General features: G+C 44.5%; 18 protein-coding genes and 4 pseudogenes. 14 read left to right on the forward strand and 8 right to left on the reverse strand.

Translation table 11 applies throughout. The features are described from left to right. Positions 1-189: helix-turn-helix domain-containing protein (locus JCM14108_RS08795; RefSeq protein WP_035180253.1), on the reverse strand; the 189-nt coding region annotated here is incomplete at its 3' end. 328 nt (positions 190-517) lie between these two features. Here JCM14108_RS08795 and JCM14108_RS08800 point away from each other — a divergent pair. Genes JCM14108_RS08800 through JCM14108_RS08805 form a run of 3 tightly spaced genes read left to right on the forward strand, consistent with a single transcriptional unit; the run spans position 518 to position 3,914 of the window. Further along, positions 518-2,737 carry a Xaa-Pro dipeptidyl-peptidase gene (locus tag JCM14108_RS08800; RefSeq protein ID WP_369385536.1) on the forward strand — a complete coding sequence of 740 codons (2,220 nt, stop codon included), beginning with the start codon at positions 518-520 and terminating at the stop codon, positions 2,735-2,737. After that, entirely contained in the window at positions 2,724-2,948 is a 225-nt protein-coding gene (locus tag JCM14108_RS16115; RefSeq protein WP_369385537.1) for a CocE/NonD family hydrolase C-terminal non-catalytic domain-containing protein, read from the forward strand. Before JCM14108_RS08800 ends, JCM14108_RS16115 begins: the two co-directional genes overlap by 14 nt. A 54-nt stretch (positions 2,949-3,002) precedes the next feature. After that, positions 3,003-3,914: a proline-specific peptidase family protein gene (locus tag JCM14108_RS08805; RefSeq protein WP_035180255.1), complete on the forward strand. Its 912-nt coding sequence runs from the start codon at positions 3,003-3,005 to the stop codon at positions 3,912-3,914. A 78-nt stretch (positions 3,915-3,992) separates the two neighbouring features. On the opposite strand, the gene JCM14108_RS08810 is transcribed toward JCM14108_RS08805, so the two are convergent. From JCM14108_RS08810 to JCM14108_RS08820, 3 genes are all read right to left on the reverse strand, one after another. After that, complete coding sequence (locus tag JCM14108_RS08810; RefSeq protein WP_035180257.1) at positions 3,993-4,376, reverse strand: hypothetical protein; 384 nt, start codon at positions 4,374-4,376, stop codon at positions 3,993-3,995. Between the two features lie 117 nt (positions 4,377-4,493). Further along, positions 4,494-4,889 (reverse strand): DMT family transporter, encoded by a 396-nt coding sequence (locus JCM14108_RS08815; protein ID WP_420805526.1) that lies wholly within the window; start codon positions 4,887-4,889, stop codon positions 4,494-4,496. Continuing rightward, a complete protein-coding gene (locus JCM14108_RS08820; RefSeq protein ID WP_035180260.1) occupies positions 4,837-5,253 on the reverse strand; it encodes a hypothetical protein in 417 nt (138 codons plus the stop codon). Before JCM14108_RS08820 ends, JCM14108_RS08815 begins: the two co-directional genes overlap by 53 nt. A gap of 135 nt (positions 5,254-5,388) precedes the next feature. On the opposite strand from JCM14108_RS08820, the gene JCM14108_RS08825 reads away from it, so the two are divergent. After that, positions 5,389-5,721: a hypothetical protein gene (locus JCM14108_RS08825; RefSeq protein ID WP_035180262.1), complete on the forward strand. Its 333-nt coding sequence runs from the start codon at positions 5,389-5,391 to the stop codon at positions 5,719-5,721. 99 nt (positions 5,722-5,820) lie between these two features. Here the strand turns inward: JCM14108_RS08825 and JCM14108_RS08830 are convergent. Continuing rightward, positions 5,821-6,805: pseudogene (locus tag JCM14108_RS08830) on the reverse strand (LacI family DNA-binding transcriptional regulator). Between the two features lie 174 nt (positions 6,806-6,979). Here JCM14108_RS08830 and JCM14108_RS08835 point away from each other — a divergent pair. From JCM14108_RS08835 to JCM14108_RS08855, 5 genes and pseudogenes are all read left to right on the forward strand, one after another. After that, complete coding sequence (locus JCM14108_RS08835) at positions 6,980-8,638, forward strand: alpha-glucosidase (protein WP_191978547.1); 1,659 nt, start codon at positions 6,980-6,982, stop codon at positions 8,636-8,638. A gap of 7 nt (positions 8,639-8,645) precedes the next feature. Then, positions 8,646-10,124: a sucrose phosphorylase gene (gene gtfA / locus JCM14108_RS08840; protein WP_035180268.1), complete on the forward strand. Its 1,479-nt coding sequence runs from the start codon at positions 8,646-8,648 to the stop codon at positions 10,122-10,124. A 27-nt stretch (positions 10,125-10,151) separates the two neighbouring features. Continuing rightward, a pseudogene (locus JCM14108_RS08845) lies at positions 10,152-11,539 on the forward strand (glycoside-pentoside-hexuronide (GPH):cation symporter). A 260-nt stretch (positions 11,540-11,799) separates the two neighbouring features. Beyond that, positions 11,800-12,072 carry an AbrB/MazE/SpoVT family DNA-binding domain-containing protein gene (locus tag JCM14108_RS08850; RefSeq protein ID WP_035180270.1) on the forward strand — a complete coding sequence of 91 codons (273 nt, stop codon included), beginning with the start codon at positions 11,800-11,802 and terminating at the stop codon, positions 12,070-12,072. Beyond that, a complete protein-coding gene (locus JCM14108_RS08855; protein WP_035180272.1) occupies positions 12,066-12,404 on the forward strand; it encodes a type II toxin-antitoxin system PemK/MazF family toxin in 339 nt (112 codons plus the stop codon). Before JCM14108_RS08850 ends, JCM14108_RS08855 begins: the two co-directional genes overlap by 7 nt. Before the next feature lie 63 nt (positions 12,405-12,467). Here the strand turns inward: JCM14108_RS08855 and JCM14108_RS08860 are convergent. Further along, positions 12,468-14,031 (reverse strand): annotated as a pseudogene (locus JCM14108_RS08860) (ABC-F family ATP-binding cassette domain-containing protein). Positions 14,032-14,280: 249 nt separating this feature from the next. Here JCM14108_RS08860 and JCM14108_RS08865 point away from each other — a divergent pair. The 4 genes from JCM14108_RS08865 to JCM14108_RS08880 all read left to right on the forward strand — a co-directional run bounded on the left by JCM14108_RS08865 (position 14,281) and on the right by JCM14108_RS08880 (position 16,119). Next, a complete protein-coding gene (locus tag JCM14108_RS08865; protein WP_035180274.1) occupies positions 14,281-14,475 on the forward strand; it encodes a hypothetical protein in 195 nt (64 codons plus the stop codon). A 122-nt stretch (positions 14,476-14,597) separates the two neighbouring features. Continuing rightward, positions 14,598-14,948: a VOC family protein gene (locus tag JCM14108_RS08870; RefSeq protein ID WP_035180277.1), complete on the forward strand. Its 351-nt coding sequence runs from the start codon at positions 14,598-14,600 to the stop codon at positions 14,946-14,948. Between the two features lies 1 nt (position 14,949). After that, entirely contained in the window at positions 14,950-15,630 is a 681-nt protein-coding gene (locus JCM14108_RS08875) for a CPBP family intramembrane glutamic endopeptidase (protein WP_035180279.1), read from the forward strand. A 252-nt stretch (positions 15,631-15,882) separates the two neighbouring features. Next, on the forward strand, positions 15,883-16,119 hold the full coding sequence (locus JCM14108_RS08880) for a hypothetical protein (protein ID WP_035180280.1): 237 nt from the start codon (positions 15,883-15,885) through the stop codon (positions 16,117-16,119). Between the two features lie 127 nt (positions 16,120-16,246). On the opposite strand, the gene JCM14108_RS08885 is transcribed toward JCM14108_RS08880, so the two are convergent. Both JCM14108_RS08885 and JCM14108_RS08890 read right to left on the reverse strand, forming a co-directional pair. Next, positions 16,247-16,612, reverse strand: a complete 366-nt coding sequence (locus tag JCM14108_RS08885; protein ID WP_035180282.1) for a YxeA family protein — start codon at positions 16,610-16,612, stop codon at positions 16,247-16,249. Between the two features lie 61 nt (positions 16,613-16,673). Next, the gene (locus tag JCM14108_RS08890; RefSeq protein WP_035180283.1) at positions 16,674-17,867 is read right to left on the reverse strand and encodes a DUF2075 domain-containing protein; all 1,194 of its coding nucleotides are present in this window, start codon (positions 17,865-17,867) and stop codon (positions 16,674-16,676) included. 155 nt (positions 17,868-18,022) lie between these two features. Between JCM14108_RS08890 and JCM14108_RS08895 the strand changes: the two are divergent. Beyond that, positions 18,023-19,596: pseudogene (locus tag JCM14108_RS08895) on the forward strand (amidohydrolase). The last annotated feature ends 39 nt before the right edge of the window (positions 19,597-19,635 follow it).

A 19,635-nucleotide genomic window follows, 5' to 3' on the forward strand; every position in this document is an offset into this window, starting at 1 on the left:
TTTCAGCAGATAGTTCATGTCATATTCGCCAACGAACCGACTGGCCGGATTGTTTTCATACCGCTGATTGGCCATGGCTAACATGTGATTCCAGACAAATCGATCATTGCCAAACATTTGCCACAATAAATTGATTTGCGCTCGGTTGGGGTATAAACGTAGTTTAATCCCTTTAACTACTGTCGTCATATGGGCCTCCTCTCTTTACTTTACTGACTGATCTTGCTAATTAAGATTTTTGATCATGACCGGTCTCTTGCCAGTAATGTGCTTTTAATCGCGGATCCCGATAAGCGGTCATTTAGTTAATCAATAGAAACTTAGCTTAACTATTATAACATATGGTTATTGTTGATACACATATATATTTTAGAATATTTTCAATGTTTATTGATTCGATAATTATTAGAACCGCTTTTTAAATGCGAAAAGGAGCAATTCATCACGTCCTTAAAAGAACGTGTTTCCTTGCCCCTATATCAAAAAATTTCATTTTTAAAATTTGGAGGGTTTCTTTTTGAAAATTAATCAATTCGCATATGTACCGACATCTCATGAGCAAATTATCAAAGAATTGGCAGATAGCCGCTTTTTATCTGCCAGAACACAGAAAATGGCCGATCCGGTGATGTTATATCGGGGACTGCTGCTGAAATTCTTCTTGGAGAAAAAGCAGAGCCGGGCTGTTCGAATCCAAAAAGTTGCCGACCTGATGGCAACCACCAACCTAAACGCTTACGAATACACCACCACCCAAAGCAGTGTTTCCAGAGTCGCTTTCTACAACGTTGCCTTACAACTACTGGGTTTTCAGGTTGGTTTGGACTTTGAATTAGATGACCCCTTTACGGCACTAAAAAAATTCAAATTACCGGTCATTGACAGTGACGACCCATTGACCCGTGACCAATTAATTGATGCCTGGTATCGGCTCTTAAATACCCGAACCAAATTCGGTCAGACATTAATTGATGACTTGGCCGGTAAGGGTTACTACGCCCAGTTCTACGATGATCAACAGCTGCCCCGCCCGCTTTTCTTTAACGGCAAGGCCCAAGCCGTCTTTGACACCAGTCAACTCATTCGTGACGTGGTCTACGTCGAATCTTCTTTGGATACCGACCACGATGGTCAACGGGACCTCTTAAAAGCTGAAATTATCCGACCCGCTGACACCGAAGCCGGCTTAAAAGTGCCAACGGTATTTACTGCCAGCCCCTACGATCAAGGGACCAACGATGAGAATGCCGACAAAATGACGCATAATGTCAATCATCCCCTCAGCCGCAAACAGCCAACTCAACTGACCTATGACGATATCAAGTCAGCCGATAAGCAACCAGAATTACCCGCACCAAGAAAAATCAATGGCAACACCGATGTTGCCGAAGAAACTTTTATAAAGAACTGGACTTATACATTAAATGATTATTTCCTTGCCCGTGGTTTTGCGGTTGTTTATTCATCCGGGGTCGGCACCAAAGATTCCGATGGTGTCCGAACCACTGGAACCAGTGCCGAAACGCTGTCAGCAACCGCCATTATCGAGTGGCTGCATGGCGATCGACCAGCTTTCACCAACCGAACCGATCAGATCGGCATCAAGGCTTGGTGGAGTAACGGCAACGTCGGGATGACCGGCCGCTCCTATTTGGGAACCCTTTCGACGGCGGCCGCTTTAACCGGGGTTGCCGGTTTAAAGACTGCGGTAGTTGAAGCCGGTATTTCCAACTATTATGAATATTATCGTGAAAACGGCCTGGTCGTGGCTCCCGGCGGCTTTCAGGGTGAAGATACCGATGTCCTTGGTGAATTAACCTTCAGTCGGGAACAGTCAGCGGCCGACTACCTGAAAATCAGAGATACCTGGCAGGAACAACTAAAAAAGCTCCGGATCGGCCAGGACCGTGACAGTGGTAATTATAATTCATTCTGGGATGCCAGAAACCTGCTGAAAGACGTCAACATTAAATGTGACATACTGCTGGTTCATGGCTTAAATGATTGGAACGTTAAATTATCCCACGTTTGGAACCTGCGCAATCGCTTAAAGCAGGAAGCCATTACTCAAAAACTGATTCTGCACCAAGGCCAACATGAATATTTAAATAATTTCCGCTCAGTTGATTACACTGATTTGGTTAATCTGTGGTTATCCAATAAATTATATGATGTCCAAAATAACGCTAACGAAACCCTGCCGGACGTGCTGGTTCAGGACAATGCCGAACCCGAAACATGGCACACTTACCAGGACTGGGGAAGTTCTTCGATTGATCACTACACCTTGAGCGATCCCCGGTTCACTAATTTAAATGAGAATACCAGCTTCAGCGACCACTTAGACGAAGATTTGTTTAAATCCTATGTTAAAGATACAGCCAAGTGGCAGCGCGCTCTCTTTACCAAGTCACATTCCAAGATGGACAACCACGCCATTCAACTGGTTTCGGAACCGTTAAGAAAAGACCTGGTAATCGATGGCCGCGCTAAAATCACACTGTCGGCAGCCAGCAGTGCAACTGTCGGTCTGTTAAGTGTCGCACTGGTCGATTATGGAAAGGCCAAGCGGTTAACGGCCACGCCACAGGTCTTGGCTGCCCAAAAAATTATCACCGGCTATAACTGGCGAAAAGATGATTTAAGAGAATTCATCCCGGAGAAAAAAGCTTCTGCTTACAAGAAATTTACCGACGCCCACATGAATATGCAAAACCGTGAGAATGCCTACCGTTGATGATTTGAAGCCTGGTCAATTCTACACCTTTGAAATGGCCTTTCAGCCGACCTTCTGGCGACTACTGGCCGGTCATCAATTGGGGATTCTGATTTACGCAACTGATATGGATTACACCATTCGCGGCAATCAGGAGATTACCTACACCGTTGATTTGGACAATTCAACGCTGACATTGCCACTACTGGCAACGGATGCGGGCACCAACTAGAAGTGTTATTATTATTAATAATCAAACAAATTTTAGAAAGTACAGGTGAGTTGAATGAAACAAGGAACCAAAATCATTACTTTGGATAACGGTTATCATTTATGGACCAATACACAGGGTGAAGGCGACATTCATTTATTAGCGCTTCACGGTGGCCCCGGCGGCGAACATGAATATTGGGAAGACGCTGCTTCACAACTTAAAAAACAGGGCTTAAATGTTCAGGTCACAATGTATGATCAATTAGGCTCCTGGTATTCGGATAGTCCCGACTTCAGTGATCCACAGGTCAGAAAAGATATTTTAAATTACGAATATTTCTTGGATGAAGTAGATGAAGTCCGTGACAAGCTTGGCTTGGACAACTTCTACTTGATCGGCCAATCCTGGGGTGGCCTGCTGGTTCAAGAATACGCTGAAAAATACGGTATGCACTTAAAGGGCGCCATCGTTTCCTCAATGGTCGACCGCATTGACGATTACACCAAGCACTTGGAGCAGGTTCGAGAAGAAGCCCTAACTCCTGATCAGGTTGCCTACATGAAAAAATGCGAAGCCAATAACGACTATGATAATGAACGTTACCAATCATACGTTGATATCTTAAACAAGGGCTATATCGATCGTAAGCAACCATCCAAACTTTCTCACCTAATCGATGTTACCAACACCGATATTTATGGTGCTTTCCAAGGTGATAACGAGTTCGTCATCACCGGTAAGCTGGCGGAGTGGAACTTCACTGATCACCTGAAGAATATCAAGGTGCCAACCTTGGTTACCTTTGGTGAACACGAAACCATGCCCGTTGAAACCGGTAAACGGATGGCTCAAATGATTCCAAACGCTAAATTTGTTTCCACACCTGAGGGCGGTCACCATCACATGGTTGATAATCCGGATGTTTACTACAAACACCTGGCTGATTTCATCCGTCAGGTTGAGGCCGGCACGTTTAACAAATAGTCACCTAAATCATTAAAAATAACCAAAAATCGGGATATCACAACGTTTTTATTTGTCGTTGATATCCCGATTTTTTATTTAGCTGGTTATTTGTTGACGCTTCGGCTTACTTAAGCCATCGCTAATTGCCACGCCAAGCCACAGCGCACCTATGGTAACCACATCCGAAAAACGATCCGGCACGAGCCAAAGCAGAATGCCGCCGAACACGACCGCCACTATAACCGTGACAGTAGCCGGCTTGGTGGTTCGATTCTTAGGATCATCTTGCGGGTGCTGTCGGCAATGGGCCTTTAAAAATACCAGATAGTAAGGAATCCAAAATCCAATGAAAATAACCGGAGGTGCGATTAGCTGAAGCCAACCGTTATCAAGGAGAAGATCGGCAAGCAAAATAGCCATCATAAATACTATAAAAGGCCAATTTCTCAATAATGCATAACGCCAGTCAAAAGCCACCATCAATGCCTCCCATCAGCCAAATCAATAAGTCTAATCGACGTTGTTAACAGCTTACTACCCAATCACTCAGATTGGCAAAGAATTATGGTATCAAGGGTTATCATAATTTGGTTTTTATCAATGGCCCGCGCCAGACATACTCAAAATGACAGTTCCTGCCAGAATTAACCCAATCCCTAAAACACTTGCCGGATTAATTGGTTCCTGCCACAAAAGGGCTGCAATAATGGTAGTAAGGACCATGCCGATACCGCACCAAATTGCATAGGCAACGTTTAAATTAACGGTCTTCATCGACATTGCCAAGAAGTAAAAACAAACCAGATAAGAAATCAATGCGCCGATGGTTGGCAGCAGCACACTGAAACCAACTGAAGCTTTTAAAAAACTAGTCCCTAATAATTCGCTAAAAATAGCCACCAATAGGAAGATATACCCCATTGACTTTTCCTCCGTAATCTTAATCCAGCCGGTTGCCAACCCGCTGATAATAATAAACACCCATTCTGTCAAAAGCGTCTTCGTAAACTAATCGATCCGACTTGCCGGCTAGAAAATCCGAATATGCGTCAGCTGAAACACCGGTAATTTTTTGTACTTCCACCGGGCTAAGCTTCAAATCCCGAATTTCAAAATTAATCCCATTAAGTAAATAAGCCGAACGCATATCCAAGCCCGGCAGCTTTTTTTGAAGCACCACCTTGCGTAGGCGATCAGTCGCCGGGTCATATAATTCAGCCGGTGCGGCACCATTCATAAATGTCGGCAGGTCCTGCACCTTCATAATTTCTTTTAACTGTTCATCAGTAAACTGGAGATCACGCTGCCAATTTTCGATCAAGTTAACATCATACTTAATTTGTTTGCCTACCTGCATAATTAATCCTCCCAAAATTATTCACCTGTTTCATAATACCATCGTAAACTTGAAAAAACTTCAAAAAAATCCGCCGTTTCTTCGTATTTAAAGATTAGAAGCATTAAAAAATAACAAAGGATGCGACGAACAATTATGACAAGTGCTAAAATTTTTCAAGTAAATAATGTAAAGGGCATCTATCTCCCGGCGGAAGATCTGATCGGCCAAAAGTCCCGTGCAACTTCACTTTCGGAAAAAGACGGTTATTTTTTTAAATTAATTGCCGAAAACGATCAAACGCTTAACCGCTTCTATCCGCTAAAGGACTGGCATCTTTCCGGGTTAAGCGGACCAGCTTTCGTTGACATTGGCAATTCACTGCCGATTAAGCCCGACCTTGAAGCTGATAGTTATATCGGTAGCGTGTCGGACCGGGACAACTGGATTCTAAACCATTTCATCAGACAGTACTACGGTAAAGCATAATCAATCCAAACCAAAAGAAGCTTTCAATTCCGGCAACGACAAAAGTTGTCAGGATTAAAAGCCTCTTTTTCATTTTAATTTTTAGGTTATCCCGATCGGTTATTTTCTGACCGAATCCCGCTGTAAAAGCTTTACCGGCAAAACATACGTATCCAATAGCTTTTCATCATTCTCTTCCAACCGATTAAACAATAGTCGAACCAGCAGATCGGCAATATCGCTGACCGGCTGGACAATCGTGCTGAGTTGGGGATGATATTCCTGAACGTAGCTGGAGCCGTCATAGCCAATCACCTGAACATCTGTTGGCACCCGCAGTCCCAACCTTTCAGCTTCCTGAATACACAACAATGCGGTCAGGTCATCCGTACAAAAAATACCATCTGGGTGATGGGACGCCAATTCTTCTCGAAGCGTTGCCCGCTTAATCGTCGGCGTCGCGTTAAACGGAAACGCTACCGTTCTGACCGGTACCTGTCGCGCTGATGCTGCCTGTTGAAAGCCGGTCAGTCGCGCGTTATTCGGCGCTTTCTTTTCGATACTGCCGGAAACCAGCATCAAATTGGCAGACCCCTTTTCAATCATTGTGGCCGCCGCCAACTCACCACCGGCCTGATTATCACTACTGACAGTGGGAATCTTCGTTTCAAAATACCGATCATACGACACGATTGGCAATCCCGACAACCGATATTCCTTAATCCCTTCATTATGTGAACCGGTGATAATCCCATCAACCTGATTGGCCATCAGCATTTTTAAGTACTGCTGCTCTTTTTCCGGGTTATCCATACTGTTGCAGATAATGGCCTTATAGCCCCGGGCAAATAAGCGATTTTCAATTTCCTCAACCATTTCGGCAATCAACGGATTTTCCAGACTGGCAAAAATCAAGCCCACCAGCTTAAACTGCTTGCCATGAAGGGCCCTGGCTGCCAAGCTGTTGGTAATTCAGCTGTCGCATGGCTGAAAAAACTTTTTGCTTAGTGGTTGCCGACAAGTAACCCCGATTATTAATCACCCGGGAAACCGTGGTTGCCGAAACACCGGCCAATTTGGCCACATCGGCTAATTTAGGCTGCACATTTTTCACCTTCTCTTGTTCTTAAGCCGTCAGTGACGCCTTTTAGAACCATTTGTTATGGTCTAAGTATAGCACATCGTAAAATCTTTTTATGAAATTTTATGTCAATCGATTGACATATAAAATCAGAAGCGTATGATATGTTGGTGAAAAGGGTTACAAGAATCATGAGAGGTGAGTATTTTGATTAGTAACGAGCAAAACCCAACCTGGTGGCAAAACGCCGTCGGTTATCAAATTTATCCAAAAAGCTTTTATGACAGCAATCATGACGGTATCGGCGATATTGCCGGGATTATTTCCAAAATTCCCTACATCAAATCTTTAGGTGTTAACTTTGTTTGGCTGTCGCCGTTCTTTGCTTCACCAAATATTGATAACGGTTACGACATTTCCGATTATCGAGCAATTGATCCCCAATATGGCACGCTGGATGACATCTTTAAGATGATCGATCAGTTTCACCGTCAAGATATTCGGGTTGTCTTTGATTTGGTGATCAACCACACCTCCGATCAACACCGGTGGTTTCAAGAAGCCAAAAAGTCGGTTGACAACCCTTATCACGACTTTTATATCTGGCGAAAGCCGGTTAACGGCGACGTTCCCAATAACTGGGTCTCGCTATTTGGCGGTTCTGCCTGGACTTATAACCCGGCGACCGACGAATACTATTACCACTTATTTGCCAAACAACAGCCCGACTTGAACTGGGAGAACCCCCAAGTTCATCAGGCCGTTACCAAAATCATTGATTGGTGGGCCCAACAAGGCGTTGACGGTTTCCGGCTGGACGCCATCTCCCACCTCAAAAAAGACCAACGATTCGAAAATGTCACCGATCAGGAAGCGGCGATGAACAACGTCCCCGGCATCGACAAACTGCTGGCCGGGCTGAGTTCCGACTTTAAGCGAAACCATTTAATGACCGTTGGCGAAGCCGGTGGCGTGCCGGTCAGTGAAGCCAAACGTTGGGTTGATCCAAAATCAGGCTACTTCAATATGATTTTTCAATTTGACCACGTTAGCTTTTGGGAAAAATTTACGGTTGGCAAAGTCGATGTTGCCCAGCTTCGAGATGCCCTGACCCGCTGGCAGACCGGCTTGGCTGAAAATGGCTGGAACGCCCTTTTCCTTGAAAACCACGATTTACCACGGGCAGTTTCGTATTTCGGTAATGACCGCCGGTATCGTCAACAAAGCGCGACTTCCCTGGCAATGATGTACCTATTAATGAAAGGAACGCCATTCATTTATCAGGGCCAGGAATTAGGGATGACCAACGTTTCATTTGACAAAATCGACCAATTCCGAGACCTGGATTCAAAACGTTTCTATCGAGAAGAACTGGCAAAGGGCAAAACTCCGGCCGAAACGCTGGTGAAGCTCCGCGGTAAAAGTCGGGACAATGCCCGAACACCGATGCAGTGGACTGCGGCTGCCAATGGCGGTTTCAGTGACCACCAACCGTGGATCGCTGCCAACCCCAACGCTGCTGAAATCAATGTCGCTAACGAAAGTAACCAGCGACATTCCGTATTGAATTTCTACCGGCGACTGGTTCAACTGCGGCTGACGGAACCAATCTTATTAACCGGCCGTTATCAACTTATTGATACCCACGACCATCAATTATTTGTTTATTGTCGACAAGCCGACAAAGCCGGTTACCTGATCATTACCAATTTAAGCGATCAACCGGCAGCCTTCACTATCCCATCGGATTATCACCACTTACAGCTGATTTTAGCCAACACTTCGGAAAAGCCGACGTCGCCAAACCTGAAGTTGGCACCATGGAGCGCCTACCTTTACAAATACGAGAGGAATTGATTACATTATGAAATTAACAAACAAAGCGATGCTGATTACTTATCCCGACAGCTTGGGAACCAACATTAAAGAACTTCAAACCGTTTTGAACCGCCATTTAAAAGGCGTGGTCGGCGGTGTTCATCTCCTGCCATTTTTCCCGTCTTCCGGTGACCGTGGCTTCGCGCCAATGGATTATACCAAGGTGGACGAAAAATTCGGTAACTGGGATGACGTCCAGGAACTGGCAAAATCCTACTATTTAATGTTTGACTTCATGGTCAATCATATTTCCAAGCAATCCCGTTATTTCAAAGATTTTAAGCAACGCCACAACGCTTCGGCCTACCGGGATCTGTTTATCCACTGGGATGAATTTTGGCCCAAGGGTCGACCGACACAAGCCGACATTGACTTAATTTATAAGCGCAAACCCAAAGCACCTGTTCAGGAAGTCACCTTTGCGGACGGTCAAACCGAAAAAGTCTGGAACACGTTTGGTGAAGACCAAATTGATCTTGACGTTACCAAACAAGTTACCAAGGAATTTATCAAGCAAACTTTGACATTTCTAATGGCCCACGGGGCTTCAATCATTCGCCTGGATGCTTTTGCCTATGCCGTTAAGAAATTGGGAACCAATGACTTCTTCGTGGAACCGGAAATTTGGGACCTGCTAAAAGACATCAACCAGATCACCGCACCCAAAGGCACCACGCTGCTGCCCGAAATTCATGAAAACTACCACATTGTTCGCAAGCTAACCGATCATGATTACTTTAGTTACGACTTTGCGTTGCCGATTGTGACGCTTTACAGCCTATATTCGGGTAAAGCCGACCGTCTGGCAGCTTGGTTGCGTCAAAGTCCAATGAAACAGTTCACTACCCTTGATACCCATGACGGCATCGGCGTTGTTGACGCCAAAGACATTTTGACGGACGACGAATTGGATTATACCAAGGCAGAAATGTACAAAGTCGGCGCCAACGTTAAAAAGGTTTATTCCAGCACTGCTTATCACAATCTGGACGTTTACCAAATCAACACCACCTACTATTCCGCTTTAGGTGATAATGACCAGGCCTACCTGCTGGCGCGAGCTATTCAAGTATTTGCGCCAGGCATCCCCCAAGTTTATTACGTTGGTCTGCTGGCCGGTAAGAATGATTTGGCGCTGCTTGAAAAAACCAAAGAGGGCCGCAACATTAACCGCCACTACTACTCACTTGATGAAATCGACCAAGAAGTGCAGCGGCCGGTCGTACAAGCACTTTTTAAACTGCTGAAGTTCCGGAATACCAGTGCTGCCTTTAATTTGGACGGTCAAATCAAAGTTGCCCAGCCAAGTGAAAATCAAATTGTTATCACCCGGCAATCGGCCGATGGCAAGGTCAGCGCTACTTTAACCGCCGATTTAAAATCCCGCAGCTTTACCATCGACCAAACAACCGCTGACGGTAAAAGTAACCAGATCTTAACCAGCAATTTGTCACTCGTTGATTAAGGCAATCAGTTGAAAAGAGGATCTGTTATGAAAATGACACAAACATTACCGAAAGAATCCGCTGCCTTAACGGATTCCGAACACATCACCAATAAGGAACGGCTCAGTTACGGCGCCAGTGATTTTGCCTGCAACGTTGCCAACGGCATGGTCGGTACCTACTTAATGTATTACTATACCGACGTTTTCGGCCTGGCCGCCGGGGCTATTGGCACCCTATTCTTTATTGCCCGAATTGTTGATGCGATTTCTGGGCCGACATGGGGGATTATGATCGATCGAACCCACACCCGCTGGGGCAAAAGCCGGCCTTACTTCCTGTGGTTCTCGGTGCCTTACGCCATCTTCTTCATTCTGGCTTTTTCGTCTGTGCCGCTGGGACCACTCGGTAAATTAATCTGGGCCTACGTCACTTACATTGCAATTGATATTTTGTACCTTGGGATTAATATTCCGATTACTTCTATGCTGCCAAGCTTAACCGCCAGCCCTCAAGAACGGGTTAAATTCAGTACCGTTCGTCAGGTTCTGGCAACGACCGGCGCAACGCTGATTTCAATCGCTGTTTTGCCAGCCGTGCAATTGCTGGGAAATGGTAACGATAAGCAGGGCTTTCTTGTAACCGCTATTATTGTCGCCGTCTTAACCGCCTTTCTCCTATTGGTAACCTTTAAAAATACCCACGAACGGGTGCACCCAAAACACCAAACCAAGTTGTCACTGAAACAATCAGCCAGCGCCTTAAAAGGCAACTGGCCGTGGATGATTATTTCTTTAATGTATTTCTTCTTCTGGATCGGGATGCAGACCAAATTACAGGTTACCGTTTACTTCTTTAAGTACAACATGCATAACGCCGATCTGGCCTCGTTCATGCTCGGATTGCAAGCGTTGTCACTGGTTGTCATTGTCTTTACGCCCTTCCTGACAAAGCACTTTGGCAAAAAAGGGACCATGGTTATTGGCTTGGGACTTTGTGTCATTAGTCAATTAATCCTGGGTGTCGGTGCTAAAATGATGAACGTGCCAATTTTAGCCGGTGCCACCATTTTAGGCTATTTTGGAAACGGATTCTTTGCCGGCCTGCTGCCAGTTATGTTGGCTGATACCGTTGACTACGGTGAATGGAAAAACGGCGTCCGGCAGAAGGACTGGTCACCTCGTTCTCAGGGATTGCTTCCAACCTTGGAATGGGCATGGGTGGCGTTGTAACCGGCTTCCTGCTAAGCATGAATGGCTACGTTGCCAACCACGCTCAAACTTCCCAAGCTCTGAACGCCATTGAAATGAACTTCGTTTGGGTACCCTTTATCGGCTTTGGGATTGGCTTGATTCTGATGTACTTCTACAAGTTTGACAAGATGCAGGCAAAAATTGACGCTGACTTGAAGGCCCGTCATGAAGCTGCCGATTAGACAATCTCCCAACCCTTATATTTAACAGCTTAGGGTTTAAAAAGCGCTTGATAACCCTTTGGAAATCAAGTGCTTTTTTGTATGTTAAGCCGAAATTTTTAAATTTATAACCATGCAAAAGAATGACAATTTACATCGTATTTAAATTATGTCGGAAGATTGCAGGCCTTAAACGTTTTTCATTGCATCAAGTAGATACATTGTATATACTTAGTGCAATCAGAAGCTGACTTAATTTAAAACATGAGGAAGTGCATACTATGGATGATATAGTGAATCAAAAGAAAACGATTAAACTTACTCAATGGGGGAACTCGAAAGCGGTCAGAATCCCGGCGGACATCGTTGAGCAATTGGGCTTAAAAAAAGAACAGCCGTTAACACTAACCGTTAATGATGGTTCAATTATCCTGACACCGATCAAAAAAAGGCCCACAAATATTCACGAATTATTTGAAGGATGGGAAGACGACGGCCAACGAGACCATGAACTGGACTGGGGAGAAAGTAAAGGAAAAGAACTGCCATGGTAAAGCAGGGTGAAATATTTTATCTTGATTTCGACCCAAGTAAGGGGCACGAAGAAAAGAAAAAGCGCCCCGCAATCGTTTTAAGTAATGATGTCGTTTTCAAAACAAGCGGTATGACGATTGTGGCACCAATAAGTTCAACAACCAGAAATTTCCCCATGTATTACCAGCTTACGAGTACCAAAACTATTTATGGGAAAGTGCTACTTGATCAAACTGTTTCGCTGGATCTGATTGCACGTGGCGTATCGGACAAAAATGTCATCGATCAGGTTTCCAAACAAGAGTTACAAGAAATCATTTACTTGTATAAATTATTATTCAGCATCGATTAGCTGGCTAAGAAGCGCAAAAGAGGCACCCTATCAAGCGGATAAGGTGTCTCTTTTGTCATATCTTTACAAGGTTTCGTTCTTTGCCCGTTCACGCAAGCTCAGTTTCTCAACGTTCAAAACTTTATCGACCAAGCCATCATAAAAACTGTTCTCATGGCTGACAATAATCACATTGCCTGGGAACCGGTCAATTGCCCGCTTCAAAGCTTCTTTGGTTTCTTCGTCCAAATGGTTGGTCGGCTCATCCATAATCAGGAAATTGCTTGGGACAAATTCCATCATCGCCAACTTAACCTTGGTTTGTTCACCACCGGAAAGCTCATGAATCGGCTTAATCGCGTTTTGCGCATCCAACCCACACTTGGCCAGTTTGGTTCGAATCGTTCGTTGCGTCAGCTTAGGATACTTATCCGCGATAATCTGCATCGGTGTCATTCGATTATTATCCCACGCCAAGTCCTGACTGAAATAATTAATGATGGCTGATGGTGAAAATTTCGCGGTACCGCCCTTGGCCGGCAGCTTCTTCAAAATTGTTTTAATCAAAGTTGACTTACCAACCCCGTTAAAACCGCTAAAGCCCACTTTTTCACCCATTGAAATGGTGAAAGTTACCGGTGCCAATAATGGCTTGTTATAACCAACCGACAATTTATCAACTGTCAGTGCTTCATGAGAACCGGTATCTTCATAGGGGAAGTTAAAGCTGGCGGAAATATTGGTCGAAGGCGGATCAATCTTATCCATATGGGCCAGTTTCTTTTCCCGGGACTTGGCCATCGTTGATTTGGAACCCGCTTTGTTCTTGCGAATAAAACGCTCGGCCTTTTCAATTTCAACTTGTTGTTTTTCATACTGCTTCTGTTGAAATTCTTCCCGTTCTTTTCGCTGTCGCATGGCTTTTTTAAAATTACCCCGATATTTGGTGATTTTGCCAAAAGCAACATTAATAATACAATTGGTAATCCGGTCCAAAAAGTCATAGTCATGGGAGACCACCATCGCCGCGCCACTGAAATTGTTCAGATAATCGACCAGCCATTCGATCTGGTTAACATCCAAATAGTTGTTGGCTCATCAAGTAAAATCACATCCGGATCTGCCAGCAGCATTTTAGCCAAAATAATTTTGGAACGCTGGCCACCTGACATTTTACCAACCAGATGATCACGACCGATGCTGTCCAACCCCAGGCCAACAACCGTTTGTTCAATTCGGGTATCAATATCGTAGAAGTTGCTGGAATCCAGCTCATCTTGAATCGTCCCGGCACGTTCCAACAATTTATCGTCAGCCGTCTCGGCATATTTTTCGTATAACTTGGTTAGCGTTTCATTTTTCTTGTACAGATCCGCAAACGCGGTCCGCAGAAATTGAATGAGTGTCAGATCGTCTTCAATATCGGCATACTGATCCAAGTAGCCGATTTTAATATTTTTTTGCCATTTGATGTCGCCGGATAACGGCAGCTGTGAATCCGTAATGATTTTGATCAGCGTGGATTTACCAACCCGTTTTGACCGACAACCCCCATATGTTCACCCTTCTCCAGCGTGAATTCGGCATCTTTATACAAATCTTTTTCCGCAAAACTCATCGAAAGATTTGAAACTGATAATAGTGGCAACTTGTTCACCTCACATTAAATACTTTTAGTTTCGAAAGACTGCATACAATTTGTTACGTTACTCTTATTAGGCCGAGTAGTCAATATGTATGCCGTAAAAGGCCATTCTTAACACTTGGGAAAAGCAATTCTCGAAGGGGGGCCGAAAATGGCTTATTAACCAGCCTTTTTTCAAGGGTTGCCTTCAATCTCAAGTATGGCATAATGATAGCAACCCAATAAACTCAAACTAAAATCCGGAGTGTACTTATGAACATTTACTTAAACATTTGCTTGATGTTCGGGATTCCAGCAGCTTTTGCAATCACCTTGAACCTCATTGGCTATAAGCTTATTCAAAATAAAGCCGCCAAGAAAAAATACTTTAAATTCATCAGAATTTTAGGGCCAATCGTTGTTATTGGATATGCATTAATCCTCTGGCCGCTGATTCAGCCAGTATAGAAACATCTACCCTTTCCCCGTCAATTCCTTAAGCTCTCGCCAAAATTCAATTAAAATTTTTAGACATCGCCCCGTTTGGTATATAATGTAAACATTACGCAAGTGAAAAGGACGACATTTTTATGAATATCAGAGAAATTGAATATATTACCATCCCCGTTTCCGATCTTGAAGTCAGCCGCCGCTTTTACCACGAGGTTTTTGATTTGCCGATCATCAAGCTTCCAAATGGCGACACGGGGGCCGACCTTCGAAAAATGTTTTTGGATTTTCGAGTTGTCGACAAAGTCACCCCAATCTCATTTGGCTTAGTTGCTAAAGATTCAATTGAAGACATTCAAGCGCATTTGATTAATTATTTTGTTGACATCGTCAGCGACCCGACCGAAAAAACTGAGAACAGGAGAAACGTTAACTCTATTACGATTCTGGATCCCGACAAGAATCGGATTGAAGTTAACGAGTTCAGATAAGATGCTGTCATCTCGGTATTTGGGTACCAAAGCCCTGCAAATTGGTAAATGGATCGGCTTTTTAATCGTTTACTTATCAGCCTCGGTCACGCTGGAAGTTGCCGGCGAATATACCAAGAACGAATTTCTCGCGCGGCATGTTTTGGGAGTTGCATTAATTATTACAGCCGCCGCCCTGTCGCTTATTTCCTGGCGGTATGGCAAACAATTAGCATCTAATAATCCCCGTCGATTTGGTAAATCAAAATTAACCGGCCAAAAAGTGGTCCAGTTTATTCTCATTTTCGTTTTGATGGTGGCTTTTCAAATGCTCTGGAGTTATTTAATCGCCAAGCATTTATTAGTGACACCGGAAAATCAAAAAGCGGTTGAAGCCGATCAAATCCAGTTACCGGTTTGGAACGCAATCTTTTCCGTTGTGCTGGCGCCTATTTTTGAAGAACTGATTTTTCGGGGCATCTTTATGAATTACTTCTTTAATAAAGATAACCGGCTGAACAATCTGCTGGCAGTTATTGTTAGTGGGTTGATATTTGGCTACGCCCACGAACCGCAATTCAGTATCAACTGGTTAATGTATTCGGGGCTGGGCTGCTTTTTGGCCTATACCTACATGCACTTTCGGGATATTCGTTACAGCATTGGCCTTCATTTTCTAAATAACTTTGTCTCGATGATCTAGGAAACTTTAATTTGAATATTTAAAGAACTCGAAGTCAGTGGTTGGCTTCGAGTTCTTTTTTATCAGAAAGTAGGCGCTTTTAAGCGTTTCCTTCTCCTCTCTTCAATTAACAGGGAGGTAACAAATTCCGGCAGCTTTTAATTAGAACTTTCCGCATTGAGGTTGTTAACCTGATATTTATATGATATTTTGATTGCGAAGAACTGCTTTAACAAATGAAATACTGATGCACCATTAGTTAGGAGGACATTTATGCATTTCAAACGTTCCATTAGCGAGACACTCACATTTCTATGGCCCTTGTGGTTACTGCTGATTCTCATCGGAATCGGTAAACTTTTGATCGATTTCTTTACAACCGGCCAATATCATTTGGTTGGAAACACGTTACGTTTAACCAAAATTTGCTTCGACAGTTTTGTTTTCCTCTTTATTATCACGATTATTGATAACCTGCTTAAAAAGCGAAAACAAAATCAGCAAAAATAACGATGTTTTCGGTATGTCCGTAAATTGGTTGCCTCATTGCCCGATGGTCGACATTGTTGCTGCCTCAACAAAATAATCGGCATTGCTCAGTTTCAGCTGAACGATGCCGATTTACTTTTGGCTAATTTTATAGATTCCCGGGTTTAGGCAGCTTTTCCCGAGCCTTTTGCGGGATTTGATGCCACATCACCTGACGATAATCGACCACTTTTCTGGCTTTTGACCAGCCGACTTTGATATAACGGCCCTGAACGAATCGATGCCCGCCAAATGAGCCAACTTCCAGTCGTTTCATCCGACCTGCTTTGTCATAACCGGTAATTCGATAATAGTAAGCGTTCGGGTACCCCTTGGCCTGTTTTTCCGAGCGGGCCATGGTTCCCACTCTGCCGTAATAATAGATCTTGCCATAATTAACGTGATACCAAACGCCGCCAACAACGCCCAAGACAATGATAACGGCCAGCGACACGTACAGTGTTCCCTTTTTCACTTGCATTGCCCCCGATCAAGATATGAAGTGATTCAATCAGATACTCGCAATCAATGGTTGATCAATCAAACCTACTTTGACGCCATTTTTCCAAATAACGTTCCAACTTGGGGTCATGGGCGTGCAGGTACATCCCCTTTATTCCTCGTCGCAGCAACACGTTCAATGAATTCCGCAACAGGATTTCCTTACTCTGCTCATAATCCTTACCGGTTAAATCCTGGCGATGTTTGAAGATTTCGACATCCGTCACTTTACTTGGATCCACGCCTAACCGGTTATCCGCGGTAAGGTAAAATGGTGGCCCGATAATAATTCCGATATAATTTAAATCAAAGCCCTGAACCGTATAAATACTGCCAACTTCATTAATTGTCTGGGGTTGTTCGGCCCACGGCGTACTGGTGAAATTGTACTGGTCCCATGGCAAGTGAAAATTGCCTTCGTTGACCAGGTGCTTGCCACCATCCAAGGTTGACGGATAACCACTGGTTGACGTCATTCGCGATAGACCGTAATGGTCATTTTTTTTGATAATTTCTTGAAACATTTTCTGGGCATCGGCATAGATTCGAAAGTCATAATCACCAACATCGTTTGGAATTGGTGGAATTACATCCCCATCAATAAAATGATCCAGCCAATCCATCAGTTTCGGCCCTGCCTGCATGCGAAACTGCTCTTTTAAATGAACAAAGTCATGCGGGTATTTATCAATCAGCTTTAATAAGCGGTCCCTGGTCCAAAAACTCTTTGTCCGCAAAACCTGATGCGGATCAAAAACAACGATGGTCACTTTACTTAATTGAATAATATCTTCAAGCTGATTTTCCCCATAATAGTTATTGTAGTGATCAGGCTTGCTCAAAAGCAGATGGGCTTCATCAATGACCGTTAAATTAACGTGCTTAGCCGCTTTATGCAGTTTATTGATAAAGCTGGTTGGCCGCTGGTAGTATTTTTTTAACATATGTGGCGTCTCCCCGGCCAATTCCCGATAAACTTTTAGTAATTCGGGATGATTGACCAGAAAATAAGCGTCATCAACTTTTTGTGCCAAATTTGTAAACAGCTGATTGAGAATCAAGCTCTTGCCGGTACCGGCATCACCCATCAGAACAAATACCGCGTGGCCGTCTTGGCTTAAGTGCTGCTCGGTAAACCGGGTAATTTGGTTTAAAACCTGTTTTTGATGCGTCGTAAGTTGAATATTTTTGGAAAATGCATTTAACGTATGCGATTCCAATGACTGCATGATGGTTGTTCACCCCGTTTGGTTTAAATTTAACTAATCTTCTTTATTTTAGCACCTTCGGCCAAGTTACCGATACATACCAGTGATATTGGTTGCATTTCCCCATCAATGCCCCAATAATAAAGATAACTACTAAAACGAATTGGAGGACAATTATGCCAACCTTTAAAAACGCCAAGATTTTTCTTGGCACCAACGCAACCAGCTTTGCTTCGGCAATGAACATCACAGATGGTGTCGTGACCCACACCGGCGAAACTGCCGAGGTCAGTGATCCGGATGCCATCGATCTTCACGGGAAAACGGTTTTACCAGGCATCATCGATACTCACACCCACCCAAAGTACATCGCCGATGCTTTACACGGCGTAGCTGCACACCCCCAAAGGTTAATAGTATTGCCGATATGAAAGCAGCCCTTAAAAAATCCCCGGCTTATGGTCAGGGGCCGGCTGTCTGGATTGAAGGCTGGGGCTTTGACGAATCCAAGCTGGCTGAACATCGCTCACCAACCGTTGATGATCTGGACGAGGTTTCCACGACGCAACCGATTTTTATTTACCGCTCCGACTGCCATTCATCGGTTGGCAATTCCAAAGCCCTGACTTTAGCCGGAATCGACGCCAATACGCCCAACCCGGTTGGCGGGACCATTGGCCATTTTTCAGACGGGCGGCCCAACGGTTACATGAAGGAAGTAGCTGCGACCCAATTACTGATTCAGGCCAAGTCGGAACAAAGTTATTTGGCCGATGTTGATAATATGGCCAACAGCTCAACACATTACCTAAAAAACGGCATCGTTGGGATTGGCGAATTGATGGGTCGTTTCCGTCCCTATGATTCCCTGCGACTTTATCAGGATGCCATGGTCGATGGCTTCAAGCCCAAGACCGCGATTTACTACGTTTTCAATGAGTTGATGCCCGGCCAGGTTATCGAGCCGACTTCCCAGGACCAGCTGCGGATTGCCGGGATTAAAGTTTTTATGGACGGCAGTATTTCCGGTGAAACCGCCTATAACAAGGCCCCGTATCCAAACGGCAGCCAGGGCGTGCTGTTAACCGATGCCGGTCAACTTAAACAGGCAGTCTGGTACGCGGTCGACCATCACCTCCAATTAGCAGTGCATGCAATGGGGGATGCCGCTATTCAACTGGTCATCGATGTCACTGCTGATTTAACCCCCTGGTTGACTGACCGGCCGTCGATTCGAATCGAACACGCTTCATTACTATCGGATCAAATGCTGAAAGAAATCAACCGGGCCAGGATGAATTATGCCTTGGTCACCCAACCGATTTTCTTCTTTGCCGAAGATGAATCCTATCGCGCCTACCTCAGTGATGCCCAGTTTAAAACCGCCTACCGGGTTAAATCAATGCTGAATTCAACGGCGCCCATGGCACTGAGTTCAGATGCCCCGTGCACTCCGTGGGATGAACCCGATAGTCCATTTGTCAACATCTATGCGGCGGTTACCAGAACTGCCGCCAACGGTGACGTTGTCAACGCCAATGAGGCGATCACCGTTCCGGAAGCCGTCCTCGCCTATACCAATATTGGCGCCCAAGTTGGCGGCTTTACCCATAACGGTCAATTACGACGGGGCTATGCCGGCGATTTCACTGTCCTTGATCAAGATATCTTCTCGATTCCAGCTGAAAAAATCAAAGATGTTCACGTTGAGCAGACGTGGCTGGCTGGTGAAAAAGTTTATCAAAAGTAATCCAAGCAAGCGATCCCGGAGATTCCCGGAACCGCTTGT

Source organism: Lentilactobacillus farraginis DSM 18382 = JCM 14108, assembly GCF_000583655.1.
GTDB lineage: Bacteria > Bacillota > Bacilli > Lactobacillales > Lactobacillaceae > Lentilactobacillus > Lentilactobacillus farraginis.

What these genes read in the sequence shown, in the direction of transcription:
- JCM14108_RS08865 (WP_035180274.1), top strand. Translation starts at nt 14,281, where the DNA reads ATGAACATTTACTTAAACATTTGCTTGATGTTCGGGATTCCAGCAGCT.
- JCM14108_RS16115 (WP_369385537.1), top strand. Translation starts at nt 2,724, where the DNA reads ATGCCTACCGTTGATGATTTGAAGCCTGGTCAATTCTACACCTTTGAA.
- JCM14108_RS08875 (WP_035180279.1), top strand. Translation starts at nt 14,950, where the DNA reads ATGCTGTCATCTCGGTATTTGGGTACCAAAGCCCTGCAAATTGGTAAA.
- JCM14108_RS08820 (WP_035180260.1), bottom strand. Translation starts at nt 5,253, where the DNA reads ATGCAGGTAGGCAAACAAATTAAGTATGATGTTAACTTGATCGAAAAT.
- JCM14108_RS08825 (WP_035180262.1), top strand. Translation starts at nt 5,389, where the DNA reads ATGACAAGTGCTAAAATTTTTCAAGTAAATAATGTAAAGGGCATCTAT.
- JCM14108_RS08810 (WP_035180257.1), bottom strand. Translation starts at nt 4,376, where the DNA reads ATGGTGGCTTTTGACTGGCGTTATGCATTATTGAGAAATTGGCCTTTT.
- JCM14108_RS08855 (WP_035180272.1), top strand. Translation starts at nt 12,066, where the DNA reads ATGGTAAAGCAGGGTGAAATATTTTATCTTGATTTCGACCCAAGTAAG.
- JCM14108_RS08870 (WP_035180277.1), top strand. Translation starts at nt 14,598, where the DNA reads ATGAATATCAGAGAAATTGAATATATTACCATCCCCGTTTCCGATCTT.
- gtfA (WP_035180268.1), top strand. Translation starts at nt 8,646, where the DNA reads ATGAAATTAACAAACAAAGCGATGCTGATTACTTATCCCGACAGCTTG.
- JCM14108_RS08850 (WP_035180270.1), top strand. Translation starts at nt 11,800, where the DNA reads ATGGATGATATAGTGAATCAAAAGAAAACGATTAAACTTACTCAATGG.
- JCM14108_RS08890 (WP_035180283.1), bottom strand. Translation starts at nt 17,867, where the DNA reads ATGCAGTCATTGGAATCGCATACGTTAAATGCATTTTCCAAAAATATT.
- JCM14108_RS08805 (WP_035180255.1), top strand. Translation starts at nt 3,003, where the DNA reads ATGAAACAAGGAACCAAAATCATTACTTTGGATAACGGTTATCATTTA.
- JCM14108_RS08880 (WP_035180280.1), top strand. Translation starts at nt 15,883, where the DNA reads ATGCATTTCAAACGTTCCATTAGCGAGACACTCACATTTCTATGGCCC.